The organism is Pseudoxanthomonas sp. (genome assembly GCF_027498035.1).
GTDB lineage: Bacteria > Pseudomonadota > Gammaproteobacteria > Xanthomonadales > Xanthomonadaceae > Pseudoxanthomonas_A.
On the sequence record NZ_CP114978.1, the window covers coordinates 4,162,214 to 4,178,528 of the forward strand.

At 63.2% G+C, this 16,315-nt stretch carries 15 protein-coding genes; 13 read left to right on the plus strand and 2 right to left on the minus strand.

The genetic code is table 11. The features are described 5' to 3' along the window. Positions 1–39: 39 nt before the first annotated feature. The 3 genes from O8I58_RS18555 to O8I58_RS18565 are packed head-to-tail and all read left to right on the plus strand — an operon-like array spanning position 40 to position 4,620. Complete coding sequence (locus O8I58_RS18555) at positions 40–465, plus strand: hypothetical protein (RefSeq protein WP_298319379.1); 426 nt, start codon at positions 40–42, stop codon at positions 463–465. Continuing rightward, positions 465–1,907 (plus strand): hypothetical protein, encoded by a 1,443-nt coding sequence (locus O8I58_RS18560; protein ID WP_298319380.1) that lies wholly within the window; start codon positions 465–467, stop codon positions 1,905–1,907. Before O8I58_RS18555 ends, O8I58_RS18560 begins: the two co-directional genes overlap by 1 nt. Then, complete coding sequence (locus tag O8I58_RS18565; protein WP_298319381.1) at positions 1,897–4,620, plus strand: hypothetical protein; 2,724 nt, start codon at positions 1,897–1,899, stop codon at positions 4,618–4,620. Before O8I58_RS18560 ends, O8I58_RS18565 begins: the two co-directional genes overlap by 11 nt. Here the strand turns inward: O8I58_RS18565 and O8I58_RS18570 are convergent. Further along, entirely contained in the window at positions 4,564–5,016 is a 453-nt protein-coding gene (locus O8I58_RS18570; RefSeq protein WP_298319382.1) for a hypothetical protein, read from the minus strand. The genes O8I58_RS18565 and O8I58_RS18570 overlap by 57 nt on opposite strands. A 57-nt stretch (positions 5,017–5,073) precedes the next feature. Between O8I58_RS18570 and O8I58_RS18575 the strand changes: the two genes are divergently transcribed. From O8I58_RS18575 to O8I58_RS18600, 6 genes are all read left to right on the plus strand, one after another. Beyond that, positions 5,074–5,838 (plus strand): H-type lectin domain-containing protein, encoded by a 765-nt coding sequence (locus O8I58_RS18575; protein ID WP_298319383.1) that lies wholly within the window; start codon positions 5,074–5,076, stop codon positions 5,836–5,838. Between the two features lie 3 nt (positions 5,839–5,841). Next, positions 5,842–7,683, plus strand: coding sequence for a collagen-like domain-containing protein (locus O8I58_RS18580; protein WP_298319384.1), 1,842 nt, complete (start codon positions 5,842–5,844; stop codon positions 7,681–7,683). Position 7,684: 1 nt separating this feature from the next. Continuing rightward, complete coding sequence (locus O8I58_RS18585) at positions 7,685–8,650, plus strand: hypothetical protein (protein WP_298319386.1); 966 nt, start codon at positions 7,685–7,687, stop codon at positions 8,648–8,650. Continuing rightward, positions 8,651–8,860 carry a hypothetical protein gene (locus O8I58_RS18590; RefSeq protein ID WP_298319388.1) on the plus strand — a complete coding sequence of 70 codons (210 nt, stop codon included), beginning with the start codon at positions 8,651–8,653 and terminating at the stop codon, positions 8,858–8,860. It abuts the gene before it with no gap. Then, entirely contained in the window at positions 8,860–9,255 is a 396-nt protein-coding gene (locus O8I58_RS18595) for a hypothetical protein (protein ID WP_298319389.1), read from the plus strand. The genes O8I58_RS18590 and O8I58_RS18595 overlap by 1 nt, the downstream gene beginning before the upstream one ends. Before the next feature lie 199 nt (positions 9,256–9,454). After that, positions 9,455–9,757 (plus strand): hypothetical protein, encoded by a 303-nt coding sequence (locus O8I58_RS18600; RefSeq protein WP_298319391.1) that lies wholly within the window; start codon positions 9,455–9,457, stop codon positions 9,755–9,757. Here the strand turns inward: O8I58_RS18600 and O8I58_RS18605 are convergent. Continuing rightward, positions 9,744–10,250: a hypothetical protein gene (locus O8I58_RS18605; RefSeq protein WP_298319392.1), complete on the minus strand. Its 507-nt coding sequence runs from the start codon at positions 10,248–10,250 to the stop codon at positions 9,744–9,746. The two genes, O8I58_RS18600 and O8I58_RS18605, sit on opposite strands and share 14 nt — an antisense overlap. Before the next feature lie 247 nt (positions 10,251–10,497). On the opposite strand from O8I58_RS18605, the gene O8I58_RS18610 reads away from it, so the two are divergent. The 4 genes from O8I58_RS18610 (at position 10,498) to thrC (ending at position 16,277) form a co-directional block, all read left to right on the plus strand. Then, positions 10,498–10,923, plus strand: coding sequence for an RcnB family protein (locus O8I58_RS18610; RefSeq protein ID WP_298319393.1), 426 nt, complete (start codon positions 10,498–10,500; stop codon positions 10,921–10,923). A gap of 451 nt (positions 10,924–11,374) precedes the next feature. Further along, positions 11,375–13,867, plus strand: a complete 2,493-nt coding sequence (thrA, locus tag O8I58_RS18615) for a bifunctional aspartate kinase/homoserine dehydrogenase I (protein ID WP_298319395.1) — start codon at positions 11,375–11,377, stop codon at positions 13,865–13,867. Continuing rightward, positions 13,864–14,784 carry a homoserine kinase gene (locus O8I58_RS18620; RefSeq protein ID WP_298319397.1) on the plus strand — a complete coding sequence of 307 codons (921 nt, stop codon included), beginning with the start codon at positions 13,864–13,866 and terminating at the stop codon, positions 14,782–14,784. The genes thrA and O8I58_RS18620 overlap by 4 nt, the downstream gene beginning before the upstream one ends. 206 nt (positions 14,785–14,990) lie before the next feature. After that, on the plus strand, positions 14,991–16,277 hold the full coding sequence (gene thrC, locus O8I58_RS18625) for a threonine synthase (RefSeq protein ID WP_298319399.1): 1,287 nt from the start codon (positions 14,991–14,993) through the stop codon (positions 16,275–16,277). Positions 16,278–16,315: the final 38 nt, after the last annotated feature.

Below are 16,315 nucleotides of genomic sequence, written 5' to 3' on the forward strand. Positions count from 1 at the left end.
CCCGACTATCAGTTCGCCAAGCGAGAGATGGCCGATGCAGTGAACACGCGTGCAGCTGCGAACGGCCAGCTCTACAGCGGCGCCACCAGCGTGGACATGGCCCGCAAGATCAGTGGACTGGCCTCGCAGAACCTGGGCAACTACCGCAGCAGCTTGATGAGTCTTGCAGGACAGGGCCAGTCGGCTGCCGGCGCATCGGCGGGCTATGCAGGCCAGATGGGGCAGGCGCAGGCCAACTCGGCACTCGCTCGTGGTGAAACCAACGCGCAGATGGCCGGCGCAGTCGGCGGCGCGCTGTCCAATCTCGGCGGGGCGCTGTCTACGAAGTTCGCTCCTGCGTCCACCACAACTGGGACGGGCACCAATTTCGGCCAATTCGCCCCGAACCAGACGGGCAACTGGTCTGGCGCCAGCTCCAGCCTGCTTCCATCGCAGAACTATTACGGCTTCAGGAGCTACTTCTGATGGCAACCAATCTCATGGACCTGTACAAGTTCACGCAGGATCAGGGCGCGCTAGGCCAGCAGCAGGCTCGTGACAGCGCGGTGCGCGGCCTTGCCCCCAAGATCATCCAGGGCGACCCGCAGGCGTACGCACAGGCCGCTGCGATTGATCCCCAAGCTGCCGACCAGTACCAGAGTGCCGGTGACAACCAACTGCGCAAGCTGCAGGGCTACATCACCTACATGGACAAGGTGCGCGCGACGGGAAATCCGGCAGCGATCAATGCAGGCCTGCGCGCTGGTGGCCCGTTGATCAGCCAGCTCAGCGGAAAGCCTGCCCCTACCGAGTGGACGCCCGACATGGACGCCGGGTGGGAGGAAATGAAGGCCAGGGTGGCGACGCTGGGCAACCGCGGCGCGGTAAAGGACGAGTCCTACACACTATCCCCGGGCTCCAAGCGATTCGACGCATCCGGCAACGTGCTGGCTGAAGTCCCGATGGCGCCTGGCAATGCCCAGTTCGTGAAAGTGCCGGACGGGAATGGCGGGTTCCGCCAGATGATCTTCGATCCGCGCACGCAATCGTTGAGTGAGCCGAGTTATAGCGGGACGCCGGGCGTACAGCAGGGTGGGGGCGGGCAGCCCTATACGCTGGGCAGTGACCTATCGCCCGAGCAGATCGCTGCCGCCCAGGCTGACGCTCAATCAGGCGCAACGGGCGACTCCTATGTCCAGCTCCCGTCACGCGAGGCTGGCGGCATGGGGTATACGGCCCCGAAGCCGGACGCCAGTCAGACGATCACTCCCTACCAGCAGGCGCTGCTAGCGGGGAAGGCGAGGGACGACGCGCGCGCCGATGCTCAGTTCGCCTATCAGCAGCGAAAGGATGCGGAGAAAGCTTCTTCGGCGACCGAGAAGCCGATGCCTATCGGGGCTCAAAAATTGGCCTTCGACCTTCAGGGCGCTGTAGACGGTGCCAATAACATCGTGTCAGACATGCAGACCCATCTGGATGCGCTGAATGACGGGACGCTCGATCTTTCGCCAGCTTCGGTATTCGCGGCCAAAGCAAGGAATGCATCGGGGTTCACCGACGATAAGTCCCGTGCATACGCAGCTTGGGATTCCGACCGCCAGCGCCTGATCAATGACTCCTTGCGGTTGAACAAGGGTGTTCAGACCGAAGGCGACGCAGCGCGTGCCATCAAGGAATTGCAGGCGGCGTCTGACACAGCGTCCGCGAAAGCGGCGTTCACCAAGCTGGTCAACATCAACAAGCGCGCTGCCCAGCAGCAGCAAACGAAACTGAGTCACCTGTACTCGCAATATGGGTTGGATGCGAATGGCGACCGGGCCGGCGGGGCCGTTTCAACACAGCCCCAGCGCACTCCAGTCCGAACCGGCACATTGAACGGGCGCAAAGTCGTCCAGTACAGCGACGGGACTAGCGACTATGCCGATTGATCAATCCCAGCTTGCTAACGTCAAATGGGATGACGAGCCGGCCATGACGACAGCCGGTTCAATGCCTCAAGGCCTTATTGAGCCTGGAAACATTGATCTCTCGAAGCGTCCCGTCGTCAAGAATGCGGATGGCACGATCTCTACGGTCCGTAGCATCTCAGCAAACTTTGATGGTAGAGAAGTCCTCATTCCAACCGTGAGTGACGACGGCCGGGTCATGAGCAATGACGAGGCTATTGATGTCTACCGGAGAACCGGGCGGAATCTCGGAGCCTTCGACAGCCCAGAAAACGCAACGGCCTATGCGCAGGCCCTGCATGACCAACAGGCTGGCATGTACGGTGAGCAGAAGCCGCTCGAAATCGACATTGTTGGCGGGATGCCCGAGAGCCAGGCCGAAAAACCAATCGACCTATCCCAGGTCGTTTGGGACGATGCGCCAGCTCCTGCGGCCAACGATTCCGCTTTTGCCAAGATGATCAGCGGGGATAGATCGCCAACGCCCCTGACGGCCGGCGAGGGGCTTGGGGCAGGCTTGCGTTCCGTGATCCAGGCGGGCGGTGGGCTGATCGGCGCGATTGGCGGCGATGCAGTGAATCACTACCTCATTCCTGGCGATCAGCCGAGTTACCGGGAGGCCGCTTCCGCTTTGGCGGACCGGCTTGACCTACCGAGGCCCCGAACGGCCACCGAGCGTGTTCTTGGCGACGTGGGCGAGGCGCTGACTGGCACGGGCCTGACGATGGGCATCGGCAGTGGCATTGGTGCGCTATCCAGCCTTGGCCGTGCCGGCGCCGTCCCCGCGACAAACCGTCTGGCTGATTTGCTGACTGCGCAGCCGGTGCAGCAGGCCATTGCTTCTGCAACTGGCGCCGCCGCGTCCGGGACAACGCGCGAAGCTGGTGGAGGCCAGGGTGCACAGCTCCTGGCTGGGCTGGCTGGCGGCCTTGGTCCTAGCGCGGCGACCGCTACGGGCGCAGCAGCGCTTAGGGGCGCCGTGCGCGGAACCTCAGGGCAGGGCATGCGAAACACGCTATCCGACTTCGCGACGCTTGGGGCAACGCCGTCCACTGGGCAGGCTTCAGGTCGAGGCTGGGTTCAGGGCTTGGAAGGACTTCTTTCCAAGGGTCCAACCAGTAGCGGCGTCATGGGTCGGTTCGCCCAGCGGCAGTCTGAGCAGATAGGACAGGGTTTGAACGGAACTGCCAACAGCCTTGCCCGAAATGCCAGTGGTGAGCGTGCAGGCCGCGCTATCCAGCGCGGGATCCATGGCCCAGATGGGTTCACTGAAGGCTACAAGGCAACACAATCTGAGTTGTTTAACAAACTGGATGATCTTATCCCGGCTCATACCGGAATTCTGACGAGCAACACTAGGAAGGCAATTGCTGAATTGAATGCCCCAATCCCTGGGGCTCCTAACACCTCAAAGTTCTTCCAGAATTCGAAGGTCTCAGGTATCGGAAGCGCACTAGAAAAAGATCTAGCCATCCCGACTGATGCCCAAATGTCGATGGAGGATGCCTTAGCGCGCCTGGACCGTGTATATGCATCGCGGGACGCAGCGACTCAAGATGCGGGCCGCTTCTCTGCTTTTGCCAATGACCAAGCCAATGCCGCCAATCGCTATTACCCGGTTGAAGGGGCGCCGCGCGTTCCAGGCCGCTATACGCCAGCCGCACAGCAGGCAAATGAAGGTGTAGTGGCGGCCGGCGAAGCAACGGATATAGCTCGTGGGCGGGTGGCTCAGGCTCGCGAGATCGAAGAAACTCTAGGAGATCTTCAGGCTGCCGCAGATGCGGCCAACGGACGGCTTCCCTACGAGGCAATCAAGAAATTGAGGACGCTTGTTGGTCAACAGCTTGATGATGCCGGAATAATGAGCGACTTCCCACGGTCCAAGTTCAAGGCCCTGTATGGGGCATTGTCAAAGGATCTTGAAGGGGCGGCAATGGATGCAGGCCCAGCAGCCACACGGGCATTCCGGAGAGCGAACAATTACACCCGCGCTGGCATGGACAGGGTGGAGCAGCTTTCTCGCGTGATAGACAAGAATGGTGGGCCGGAGCAGGTTTTTCAGGCCGCCATGTCCGGCACCCGAGACGGAGGAACGACACTTAGAGCTGTCATGCAGTCTCTGCCTCAGGATGGGCAGAAGGCAGTCACGGCGGCGGTAATAAAGCGCATGGGTATGGCTACGCCGGGCGCGCAAGATGCTGCTGGCGATGTGTTCAGCGCAGGCACATTCCTAACTAACTGGAACCGCGTAAGCCCCGAAGCCAAGCGCGCACTGTTTGACCGCTACGGTTCGGGCTTCAGCCAGTCAATGGACCGAATCGCAAAGGTGGCTGACAACATCAAAACGGGGTCCAAGGTATATGCCAACCCTTCAGGGAGTGCGGATAAGAACGCCGCCTATGCGTATTGGTCAGTGCTACTGACTGCGCTTGGCACGGGTCACTTGAAAACTGCGGCGGGGATTGCAGCTAGTGGGGCTATGGCGAATGGAGCCGCTCGCGTACTAACAAGTCCGCGCGCAGTTAAGTGGCTCGCTGACTCCACGAAACTCCCACTAGGAGCTTTCATTTCAAACCTGCGAGATATGGGTGTCGCTGCCAATAGGGCAGGTGACGCCGACATGCAGGAGTTGCATTCGCTACTCGAACAGGCCGTAAATGATCAGGCCAATGGCGCCCAGGAACAGAATAGGTAGTCCAATAAAGGCGGCCGGGACCCAGATGTCATCCCACCAATTGGACGCCACTTCTTTCTCATGCTCGCGCTGCATCCAATCCTTCGGCCTACCGCCAAGGTTTGAAAGGTCGTAGTCGGGCTTCTGGGATTTCTTCGGATCGGCCATAGGCCGGCAATGTATCAAAAAGCGAAAGCCCCGGCGCTGGCAGGCGAACCGGGGCTTTCTTGTATCCACCCGTGGGACCAGCACGAGGGAACCGTGACCAAGAATACACCCAAGACACAGGTCGGATTGACAGGAAACATGACCAGAAAAGGGGCTGACCGCGTCGGTCTTGTGCTGGCCCTGGCGGCTTTGATATTCGCAGCTTGCGCGGGCGCCGCACTGATCGCTGCAACGCTTCAGTAACACCACGGCAAGAACACCCTCAATACCCCGCTCATGCGGGGTTTTTTCGTTTCAGGAGCCCCCATGAGCGGAACTCGCTTTTACGACCCCGCGCCGGTCATGTTCGGTGCCGATGGCACTGAGATTGCCAACGGCGGCCTTCTCTACTTCTACGAGCTGGGCACCACCACCGAGAAAGCCACCTATAGCGACAGCGACCTGACCACGGCCAACACCAACCCGGTCGTGCTGGATTCGGCGGGCCGGGCTGAGGTGAACATTTGGCTGGATGGCACCTACACGGTGAAGTTCACCGATGCGGATGGGAACGCCGTCTGGACGCGCACAGTCGGCGCGGATGAGAGCGACAGTGACGACATTCCGACGCTGGTGTCCGGCCAGTTCCTGACCAACGACGGAACCTCGCTCAAGTGGTCAGACATCACCCAGGTGCCAGACCCGACTGACCTGACCGACTACGTTCTGAAGTCGGACGGCACCCAGGCCTACTGGGCTGAGAGTGATTCAACCGATGCGGATGTGGATTATTCGTCCACGACCATCCGTGTCGGCGGCATGTTGATCCTGATGGGCAGCAGCTCAATCGGCACCGGTGCCAATGTCCCTACCAAGAACATCGACTTCCCGCTGACCTTCGACTCGGCACCCAAGGTCTATGTGACGATGACACAGAACGGGGTCAACTCGACTGGCTATAGCGCGATTCCAAGCGTGAGTGCCGTGACGGCGACGTATTTCACGATCACCGCTGATTCCAATCGGGGCGTTTCGATTGCCAACGCCCTGACGTTTGACTACCTCGCCATCGGCCCCTACACAGCGGAGTAATTGGTGGCGATCATCCAACCTAGCGGCACCGCGCCAATTGCCGGTGGAACCCCGGCATCGCCGCAATATCAGGCGTTCTTCCGCACGATTGTTGCGGCGGTCAAGGCGCTGCAGGACTCGACCGGCAGCAGTTCTGATCTGTCCAATATCACGATCTCTGGCGGGAATTCTGTTTCCGTCAGTGGGTCGCTGTCCGATGGCGCAGTGACAATCAAGCTGTCCGGCGACATCAGCAGCCCCGGCTACACCTGGTACTACGGCACCGATGCAACTGGCGCGAAGGGTTGGTACAGCCTCTATAACGCCTTCGATGCCGGGACGGGTCTGGTCAAGCTGCTGGATGGCGTGGCGATCTTGGGCGAGCTGGACAGCACGGATGACCTGCCGGCCACGGGCGTGTCGGGCACAGGCTACCTGATCGACAGCAGCTACTACGCATGGACCGATGACAGCGAGTGGGACCTGCTGGACGTGACCGGCGTAGTCGGCTATCGGCTCGATGATCTGGACGACACCGGCACGGGCGCGGCGCTGGTCAAGATCACTCGCGACGCCTATGGCCGCGTGGAGGGCACTGAGGCGGCGACAACGGATGACCTGACGGAAGGAACTAGCCGTCTCTACTTCACTTCAGCCCGGGTCTATACGGCGGTCAAGGCACAGCTGGTTGCCGGCGACAACGTAACGCTGACCGTAGACGACGCGGCGCGCACGATCACCATCGCCGCGACTAGTAGCGGGACCATCGCCGCTTTCAATGTCCTCGGCGTTCTTGACTCGACCGGCGATCTGCCGGCGACGGCGACCACGGGCGACGCCTATGTAATCGACGGCAATATCTGGGTCTATTCGTCGGACGGGGTTTGGGAAGATGCTGGCGCTTTCGTTGGGCCGCAGGGTGAAACGGGCGCCACTGGCGCTACCGGCGAGACAGGGGCCACTGGTCCGCAAGGTGAGACTGGACCCCAAGGCGAGCAAGGCGCCCAGGGTGAACAAGGGCCTCAGGGCGAGCAGGGCATCCAAGGAGAGGCTGGCCCCCAGGGTGAAGCGGGGCTGCAGGGCGAGCAAGGAGAAAAGGGCGATACCGGCGACACCGGCCCCGCAGGTGCTGATGGCCTCGGCGTCCCCGCTGGCGGTGCCGCTGGACAGGTGCTGACCAAAGTCTCCGCTACCGACAACGACACCGAATGGTCAGACCCGGCCGGCGGAGGCGCTTGGGGCGAGATCACCGGCACGCTTGCTGATCAAACCGACCTGCAAGCCGCCTTGGATGAAAAGGCCAGCACGTCTGACCTCGCAACGGTGGCAACCTCGGGCAGCTACAACGACCTTGCCGACACGCCGACACTAGGCACGGCTGCTGCCACTGATTCCAGCGAATACGCCACCGCAGCACAGGGCGCGCTCGCTGATACGGCGCTGCAGTCCATTGTGGCCGGAGATAACGTCACGGTAGACGCGACCGATCCACTGAATCCGATTGTCAACGCGACGGGCGTGACCTTCTCCGTCACCCTTGGCGAAGCCATCGCATCTGGTGCGCTGGCCTATATCGCAAGCGATAGTCTGGCCTACAAAGCCGACGACGCCAGCTCCGACACTGCAGCCGCGTTCTTCATCATCACGGGCGGTGCATCAGGCGCAGGCACAACGGCGACGAATACCGGCGTTCTGACGACCACAGGACTGACCGCAGGGACGACATACGTCCTCGGCACAAGCGGTGCGATTGTGACCCTTGCCAGTGCCAGCTCGGCAAGTGGATCACTCCTGCAAATCGTCGGCGCCGCGATCTCGACAGCCGAGCTGGCGATCTCGATCCAGCCCGCAATTTTGAGGGGATGAAATGACGACTTATGCAGGCACTTGGCTGCCTATTGCGACAACTCAGGCCACGGCATGGGATGCGATTTCGGCTATTGGTGCAGCCTTCGATGCTGTCGGATTCGGATTGACAAGCGACACCGGGCAGATCACGAGCGCGGCGAGCATCACCATTCCTACGACTGCGTCGGCGCTCGCGGCCCCGACCGCTCTTGGCTACCAGATGAGGCGGCTCGTATCGTCCCATGGGTTTGGGACGATCTATGTCCGGCTAGATTTCTTCGTATACCCGTCAACCTCAAACACTGCTTCGACTTATCGGCTGTTGCTCCGATATACCATTGGCACTGGAACTAACGGGGCTGGCGTTCTTTCTGGAACCTATACTCCGTCATATACGAACTACTTCAATTACCTTTACATGGCGGCCAGCTCGATATCGCTGACCGCAACTCGCCCGTTCTACGTTTCTAGTGACGGGGAGAATTACGTCTCGTTCTGCAACGATCCTGTGCTGTCAAGCGGAGCATCGGGTGATGCGCAGTCGTTCGTTGTTGAGCGGACAAGAGATCCGGGAACTGGCACATACACGTCTGCCGGGTTCGAGATAATCAGCCCGGGTAATTATGCAGTTGCGGCAGCAGCTTCCGATAGCGGGTACTACTGTGGGGCAGCAATTTCGGTTGCCAACTCGACGGTTCTTATGATCACTGACATTCCGGCTCAGTGCCCAGGATACAACCTCCGTAGTACCAGTGCCGCGACAGTGTACGCTTACCCGATTTCGTCCTTCTACCCGGACCCCTACGGCCCGATAACGGGCGCAGTCGCCGTCATGAGTTCCGTCGCTACGCCCGGGCTCACGATTACCACCAACATGTACGGAAGCGATGTTACGTACATCATTGCAGCATCGTGTCGCGGGTCGATTCTTGGGGGCGGATACTACACCAGCACCTTTGCAAAAATTGCCTTCAGGTACGATTAGATGGCGACGACGGTCAATAACAAATCTTCTGGGTTTCCGTGGTTTTTCTACGCAGCGGTTTCGTTCGCTACACCTGCGCCTTCGGCGATGCGTGGAGCCTTGACCGCAAACTACTACGGCGTATCAATCGGCGGCGGGGCGACAGCCGAGACTGAAGCCGAGTTCGTCATCCTCAACGAAGACGAAGTGTCGCTGACGGAGGTGGCGTGATGGCTTCTCCGCTCAAGACCCGCAAGGGTGTCCTTTCATCTTCTGGATCAGGCGATGCTGGCAAGGTGCCATTGCTTGGAAGCGATGGCACCCTAGATGCTTCATTCCTAGGCGGCTTCGGACTTGCCGAGAGCGGCTCGACGACGGCGGTGAGCGGCGGCGGGCACACGGCGACGACGTCGGTCACGTATACGGGCACGTACAGCAATCCGCCCTTCGTCATCGTCATGCCCCTTGTCAGTGAGGCGGTCTCGGGCGGCGGGTTCCTGCCGGCGTATTCGTTTCCCTCGCAGACAAGTACAGGCTTCACAATCAAGTTCGACATCAACGAAGGCAGCTCGTCGGTCGGAGCTATTGTGGACATTCCGTTCCGATGGATTGCCCTGTCGGAATAGTCCTACCCCGAGCCGCGCCGGCCGCTGATAGGACCATGTTGTGGGTTCGCGCAAAATGGTATCGCCCTCCCGGCAGCACGCCTGCGCACCGGCAACGGATGCCGCTCATGCACTGAAGCAGGCGCCCCCTTGAGCAAGGAGCTAGCTGGGCCGGGAGGGCATCTCCCCACCTGAGACGCCGCCCCGGTAGCCTGCCGCCATGACCCTACCCAAAGGCTTCCGCTGGGAATACCGCTGGCAGTACAGCAAGGTCGAGGACGGGCTGTTCCTGGACAGCCAAGTCGTGGCGATGCTGCTGGACAAGGTTGGAGGCGGGTGGTTTGCCCGGCTTGATTGCCAGAAGGGGATTGACGACCCGCTGGTGACGCGCCCATGCGCGAGCTTTGATTCTGGCAAGGCGGGCTGTGAGGCCTGGGTCATTCGGCACGAGGCCAGGCTGCGTGCCGAGGTCGCCGAGAAGATCGCCAGCAGGCCGAAGCCGACGTGGTCTACAAAGGGGTAACCCGCGCCTGACTAATAAAGTCCAGCAGCGTCCTGTCGTCCCAAACGTTCATCGCCAGATTGGCGATTTGGCAGACCAACCTCACGTTTTCCAGGCTGTAGCCCTTCGAGTCGTCCAGTCTGTCCATGCTGGGAGCAAGAGGCGAGCGGCCTGCGGCGTGTCGATCAAGCGCAAATGGGACATTGGTCACCTCACAGGCTCGAGCTGACCGATTTAGCAGGGTCCAAATATCTTCGTCGGAGATCGTGCACGAGAGCCCCTTGCGAGCAGCGTTCTTTCTTGCTGAGCACAGCATCCGCTTGAGGTACACCATTAGCGGATCAGCGCGGCGCAGCTTCAATTCCGCCCTTTGGCTCTCTGCACGTTCCTTACGTCGCCACCACGCCGCCATTCCGGGCCCGACGTGTCGCCTGGCATAGGAGGGGTCTAGCCATTTGTCATCGCCGGTCTCCCGGTAAAGAAACTGGACAGCTGTCTCGTTTTCTGCCGCCATCTTCCACCTTCTATGTCTAATTTGGTCGCAACTCAGTCACACCATCAGCCAAGAGCATTGATGCATATAGCCTGACAATCCCCCTCCTAAGGGGAAGGCCAGTGGTTCGAATCCACTCGGGGTCACCAGTGCGTCACGTGCCGGTTCGTGGCAGTCGCGCTACATTTCTTGTCAGTGCAGAAGCGCTGCTGCATTCAGGTTGATTGGAACACGCTGTTGTCAGTCATCTAGCAAGGAGAGGCGCTCCATGAAATCGAAATCTGCATCCATTGTTTTTTGCGTCATGGCATTGGGCCTGGCATCGCCGGTCTTCGCCCAGCAGTACGACGACCGTCAGGATGGCCAGGGCCAGCAGGATCGCGGGCGCGACGGCGATCACCGCGACTCACAGCATGGCGATGACCGTCGTGGCGACAACCGTGGCGGTGATCGGGTCAGTGACAACCGCGGCGGCGATGACCGACGAGGTGATGATCGCGGTGGTCCCAGGCAGTGGAACCGGGGAGATCACTACGACGGCAATCGTCAGTTTGTCGATGACTGGCGCGGCCGCGGATTGCGTGAGCCGCCACGGGGCCATCGCTGGGTCCGTGACGAGCATGGCGACTACATCCTGGTCGCGTTGGCCAGTGGCCTGATCACCGACCTGCTGCTCAACGCACACGGACGTTGAGGTTGCATAGGCTGCACCTGAAAAGCCCCGCCCAGGCGGGGCTTTTTCGTGGCCCTGGTCGCAGGCCTATCGAGCACCGGGCCAAGACCCTTTCCGGCGTTTGCAACGGGTGGTGCGCGGCACCGGGTGGTCGCGGGTGTGCCTGTGTCGAAGTTGCTCGTGAAACGATCAAATGCCTGGTTTCACAGCGCTTGACAGCGCTTCACGCATGGGTTTCATTAGCCGCCCATGACGCACCTGCCCACCACCGCCAGCCACCTTGCCGCATCCCTTGCGGCGCTCGGCACGCGTGTGACCGGCACCACGACCATTACCACCACCACCCGGGGTTTCCGGGTGTGGATGGCCGTGCCAGCGTAAGTTTTCCGCTACCACCGCCCCGCACCCGGATCAGGATGCGGGAGCCCCACATCCTGATGCGCGCGAGGCCTCTTTCAACCCTGAGGTCCCCATGTCGTCGCCTGCCGCACCTGTCGCCAACTCCCCAACGCTGAAAACCGTCGCGCACAAGTTCGGCGGCACTTCCGTGGCCGATGCCACCCGTTACCGCCACGTGGCCGATCTGCTGCTGGCGCGCGACGAGGACGAGCAGATCACCGTGGTCTCGGCGATGAAGGGCGTCACTGATGCATTGATCGACCTGGCGACGCGGTCGGCCGACAACCAGGCCGACTGGCGCGAACGCTGGCACGAGCTGCGTGCGCGGCATCGTGGCGCCGCCGTGTCGCTGCTGGGCGAGGATTCCGGCCCGACCGTGGAATGGCTGGACGGCCAGTTCGACACGCTGGCCGAAGTGATGCAGGCGCTCGCGGTGATCGGTGGATTGCCTGCCGAAGTGCTGGAGCGCGTGCAGGGCCTGGGCGAGGTGTATTCGGCGCGCCTGCTTGGCGACCACCTGCGTAGCCGCGGTGAAGATTGCGCGGTGCTGGACGCGCGCGACGTGCTGGTGGTGGACCGCAACGACCTGGGCGTAGACGTGGACTGGGAGGTCAGCGCGCAGCGCCTGGCCGAGTGGCGCGCGGCCAATCCCGCCAAACGCGTGGTGGTGACCGGCTTCGTTGCCCGCGACCGCGCCAACCGCATCACCACCCTGGGCCGCAACGGCAGCGACTACACCGGCGCGATCTTCGCCGCCTTGTTCAACGCGGTGGAACTGCACATCTGGACCGACGTGGACGGCGTGCTGTCGGCCGATCCGCGGGTGGTGCCCGAAGCGGTCCAGCTGGAATCGCTGAGCTACGACGAAGCCTGCGAACTGGCTTACTTCGGCGCCAAGGTCGTGCATCCGCAGACCATGTCGCCGGCGATCGAACGCGGCTTGCCGATCATCATCCGCAACACCTTCCAGCCCGAGCATCCGGGCACGCGCATCACTGCGCGCAAGGATGCGGCCGGCCCGGTCAAGGGCCTGACCCTGTCGCCCGACCTGGCCGTGGTGAACCTGGAAGGCACCGGCCTGATCGGTGTGCCGGGCACGGCCGAGCGCGTGTTCTCCGCGCTGCGCGAAGCACGCGTGTCGGTGGTGATGATTTCGCAGGGTTCGTCGGAACACTCGATCTGCTGCGTGGTGAAGTCCATCGACGCCACGCGTGCACGGACCGCGCTGCTGACCGCGTTCGCGCATGAACTGTCCATCGCCCAGATCCAGCGCGTGCAGCTCACCGATGGCGTCAGCGTGCTGGCCGCGGTCGGTGACGGCATGGCCGGCATGCCGGGCGTGGCCGCGCGCCTGTTCGAATCGCTGGGCCGCGCCCGGGTCAACATCCTGGCCATCGCGCAGGGTTCGTCGGAGCGCAACATCTCGGTGGCCATTTCCAGCAGCGACGCGACCAAGGCACTGCGCGCCGCGCATGCCGGTTTCTGGCTGTCGCCGCAGACCTTCGCGGTCGGCGTGATCGGCCCGGGCAATGTCGGTCGCGCGCTGCTGGAACAGCTGGCTGCCGCGCAGCCGCAGTTGCTGGGCAAGGCCAACGTCGACCTGCGCCTGCGCGCGGTCGCATCGAGCAAGCGCATGCTGCTGGCCGATCGCAGTATCGAAGGCGACTGGAAGGTACCGTTCGAGCAATCCAGCCAGGCGCTGGACCTGGATCAGTTCACCGATCACCTGCTGGCCTCGCACCTGCCGCATACCGTGATCGTCGACTGCTCGGCCAGCCCGGCCGTGGCGGATCGTTACGCGCAGTGGCTGGCCGCTGGCATCCATGTGGTCACGCCGAACAAGCAGGCTGGCGCCGGTCCGCTGGCGCGCTATCAGGCCATCACCGAAGCGGCGGCCGCCAGCGGCGCGCGCTTCCGCTACGAAGCGACCGTGGGCGCCGGCCTGCCGGTGATCACCACGTTGCGCGATATCGTCGACACCGGCGATGTGGTCAACAGCATCGAAGGCATCTTCTCCGGCACCCTGGCCTGGCTGTTCAACAAATTCGACGGCAGCGTGCCGTTCTCCGAGTTGGTGGCGCAGGCGCGCAGCATGGGCTACACCGAACCCGACCCGCGCGATGACCTGTCCGGCACCGATGTCGCCCGCAAGCTGGTAATCCTGGCCCGCGATGCCGGCCGCGCGATGTCGCTGGAAGACGTGCAGGTGGAAAGCCTGGTGCCCGAATCCCTGCGCCAGGCCAGCGTCGAGGATTTCATGGCGCGCCTGGGCGAGGTCGATGCCGCGTTCGCCAAGCGCCTGGCCGATGCCAAGGCGTCCGGCAACGTGCTGCGCTACGTGGCCCGCCTGCACGAAGGCGGCGCCAGCGTCGGCCTGGTGGAACTGCCGGCCAACCATGCGTTCGCCAACCTGCGCCTGACCGACAACATCGTGCAGTTCAATACGCGCCGCTACAGCGACAACCCGATGATCGTGCAGGGGCCTGGTGCAGGTCCGGAAGTCACCGCGGCGGGTGTGTTCGCCGACGTGCTGCGCGTGGCGGCCGGGCAGGGGGCGCGCCTGTGAGGCTGGAAGCACGTGCATTTTCGCCGGCTTCGGTCGGCAACGTCGGCGTGGGTTTTGACATCCTGGGCCACGTGATCGAGGGCCCGGGCGACACCGTCACCGTACGTCGCATCGATGAGCCCACCGTGCGCATCGCCGCGATCCGTGGCGCCACGGTCGACCTGCCGTTGGATGCGCCGTCCAACACGGCCGGCGCCGCGCTGATCGCGATGCGTGAAGCACTGGCGCTGCCATTCGGATTCGAGATGGAGATCGACAAGGGCATTCCGCTGGGCTCGGGCATGGGCGGGTCGGCGGCCTCGTGCGTGGCCGCGCTAGTGGCGGCCAACGCGGTGCTGGATGCGCCGCTGAGTCGCGAGGCGCTGTATCCGTTTTCGCTGGTCGGCGAGGCGGTCGCCAGTGGCGGCAAGCACGGCGACAACCTCGGTCCGATGCTGCTCGGTGGGCTGGTCCTGGCCACGGCCGAACACCTGGTCAGCGTGCCCGTGCCCGAAGGCTGGCACAGCTTACTGGTGCATCCCGAGGCGATCCTGGAAACCCGTCGCGCGCGCGCCGCACTGCAGGGTGCGTACGCGCTGAAAGACTTCGTGCATCAGAGTGCCAACCTGGCGCTGGTGCTGGCCGGCTGCCATGCCGGTGACGCTGCGCTGGTGCGGGCCGGGTTGAAAGACGTGCTGGTCGAGCCGCGTCGTTCGCCGTTGATCGTCGGCTTCGATGCGGCCAAGGCCGCGATGCTGGAGGGCGGCGCGATGGGCGCCAGCATTTCCGGCGCGGGGCCAAGCATTTTCGGTTGGTTCGAGGAGCGTGCTTCGGCAGAAGCCGCTGCATCGGCGGTGCAGGCGGCATTCGCCGCGGCCGGCTTCGAATCGCAGGCCTGGGTATCGCGGATCGGTGCGCCGGGCGCGCAGCTGCTGTGATGCCGGCTTCTGCCCTTGTAGAGCGGAGCTTGTATCAATCCCCTTTTGGGGACTCCGCTGCCCTTCATCCAGATCGCGGGGACGTCCCCAGCGGAGCGCGCTCCGCTCTACGATTGCCTTTTGTTCCCATCGTCGCCAGAAGCCCCAGCGGAGCAAGCTCCGCGCGATGGGCGGTGCGCGCGATTGATTGACCTCGGAATCCATCCATGAACTTCATCTCCACCCGTAACGCTTCCCCCGCTGCCAACCTGAGCGATGCCATCGCCGCCGGCCTGGCGCCCGATGGCGGCCTGTACGTGCCGCAAGCCATGCCGGCCGCACGCGACCTGCAGCCCGGCGACACGCTCGCGCAGACCGCGACCACGCTGCTGCAGCCGTTCTTCGCCGGCGATGGGCTGGAAGGGCAGCTCGCCGCGATCTGCGAAACCGCCTTCGATTTCCCCGCGCCACTGCTGCCGCTGGCCACGCCCGGCGACCACGTGCTGGAGCTGTTCCATGGCCCCACCGCGGCGTTCAAGGATTTCGGCGCGCGTTTCCTGGCGCAGTGCCTGATCCGCCTGCGCGGCGCCGATGCAAAGCCGCTGACGATCCTGGTCGCGACCTCCGGCGATACCGGCGCGGCCGTGGCCGCAGCCTTCCACCAGCAGCCGGGCCTGCGCGTGGTGGTGCTGTATCCGGACGGCCGCGTGTCGCCGCGCCAGGCGCACCAGCTTGGCTGCTTCGGCGACAACATCACCGCGCTGCGCGTGGCAGGATCGTTCGATGACTGCCAGGCGCTGGTCAAGCGCGCGCTCAACGATGCCGCATTGCAGGCGCGTGCACCGCTGAGTTCGGCCAACAGCATCAGCCTCGGCCGCCTGCTGCCGCAGATGAGCTATTACGCGCACGCTGCGCTGCGTCACCGCGCCGAGACCGGCAACGCACTGAATTTCGTCATCCCCACCGGCAACCTGGGCAATGCGATGGCCGCGATCATCGCCCGCGCGCTGGGCGTGCCGCTGGGCCGGATCGTGCTGGCGACCAATGCCAACCGCGTGCTGCCGGATTACTTCGCCGGCAACGACTACGCGCCCCAGCCCAGCGTGGCGACCATCGCCAATGCGATGGACGTGGGTGCGCCGAGCAACTTCGAACGCCTGCGCTGGCTGTACCAGGGTGACGACGCCGCGCTGCGGGCGGCGTTCACCTCGGCCAGCGTGGACGACGATGCGATCCGCCTGCTGATTGCACGCCGGTATCGCCACTTCGGCGAGGTGTTCTGCCCGCACACGGCCACCGCACTCAAGGTGCTGGAAGACCTGCGCAACGAGGGCGCTGCCGGCGACTGGGCGGTGGCGGCCACCGCGCACCCGGCCAAGTTCGAAAGTGTGGTCGAGCCGCTGGTCGGTGCCGTAGCCGTGCCGCCCGCGTTGAACGACCTGCTGCAACGCCCGGCCCATGCCGAACCGATCCCCCCGGAGTACGACGCACTGGTCGGCCACATCGTCGGCTGAGTGGTCCGAGGCAGGCGCTTCGCGGAGTACGCAGGCGC

Excerpts from the sequence above, each read along its gene's own strand:
- O8I58_RS18560 (WP_298319380.1), top strand. The coding sequence starts at position 465 with ATGGCAACCAATCTCATGGACCTGTACAAGTTCACGCAGGATCAGGGC.
- O8I58_RS18565 (WP_298319381.1), top strand. The coding sequence starts at position 1,897 with ATGCCGATTGATCAATCCCAGCTTGCTAACGTCAAATGGGATGACGAG.
- O8I58_RS18575 (WP_298319383.1), top strand. The coding sequence starts at position 5,074 with ATGAGCGGAACTCGCTTTTACGACCCCGCGCCGGTCATGTTCGGTGCC.
- O8I58_RS18585 (WP_298319386.1), top strand. The coding sequence starts at position 7,685 with ATGACGACTTATGCAGGCACTTGGCTGCCTATTGCGACAACTCAGGCC.
- O8I58_RS18590 (WP_298319388.1), top strand. The coding sequence starts at position 8,651 with ATGGCGACGACGGTCAATAACAAATCTTCTGGGTTTCCGTGGTTTTTC.
- O8I58_RS18595 (WP_298319389.1), top strand. The coding sequence starts at position 8,860 with ATGGCTTCTCCGCTCAAGACCCGCAAGGGTGTCCTTTCATCTTCTGGA.
- O8I58_RS18600 (WP_298319391.1), top strand. The coding sequence starts at position 9,455 with ATGACCCTACCCAAAGGCTTCCGCTGGGAATACCGCTGGCAGTACAGC.
- O8I58_RS18605 (WP_298319392.1), bottom strand. The coding sequence starts at position 10,250 with ATGGCGGCAGAAAACGAGACAGCTGTCCAGTTTCTTTACCGGGAGACC.
- O8I58_RS18610 (WP_298319393.1), top strand. The coding sequence starts at position 10,498 with ATGAAATCGAAATCTGCATCCATTGTTTTTTGCGTCATGGCATTGGGC.
- thrA (WP_298319395.1), top strand. The coding sequence starts at position 11,375 with ATGTCGTCGCCTGCCGCACCTGTCGCCAACTCCCCAACGCTGAAAACC.
- thrC (WP_298319399.1), top strand. The coding sequence starts at position 14,991 with ATGAACTTCATCTCCACCCGTAACGCTTCCCCCGCTGCCAACCTGAGC.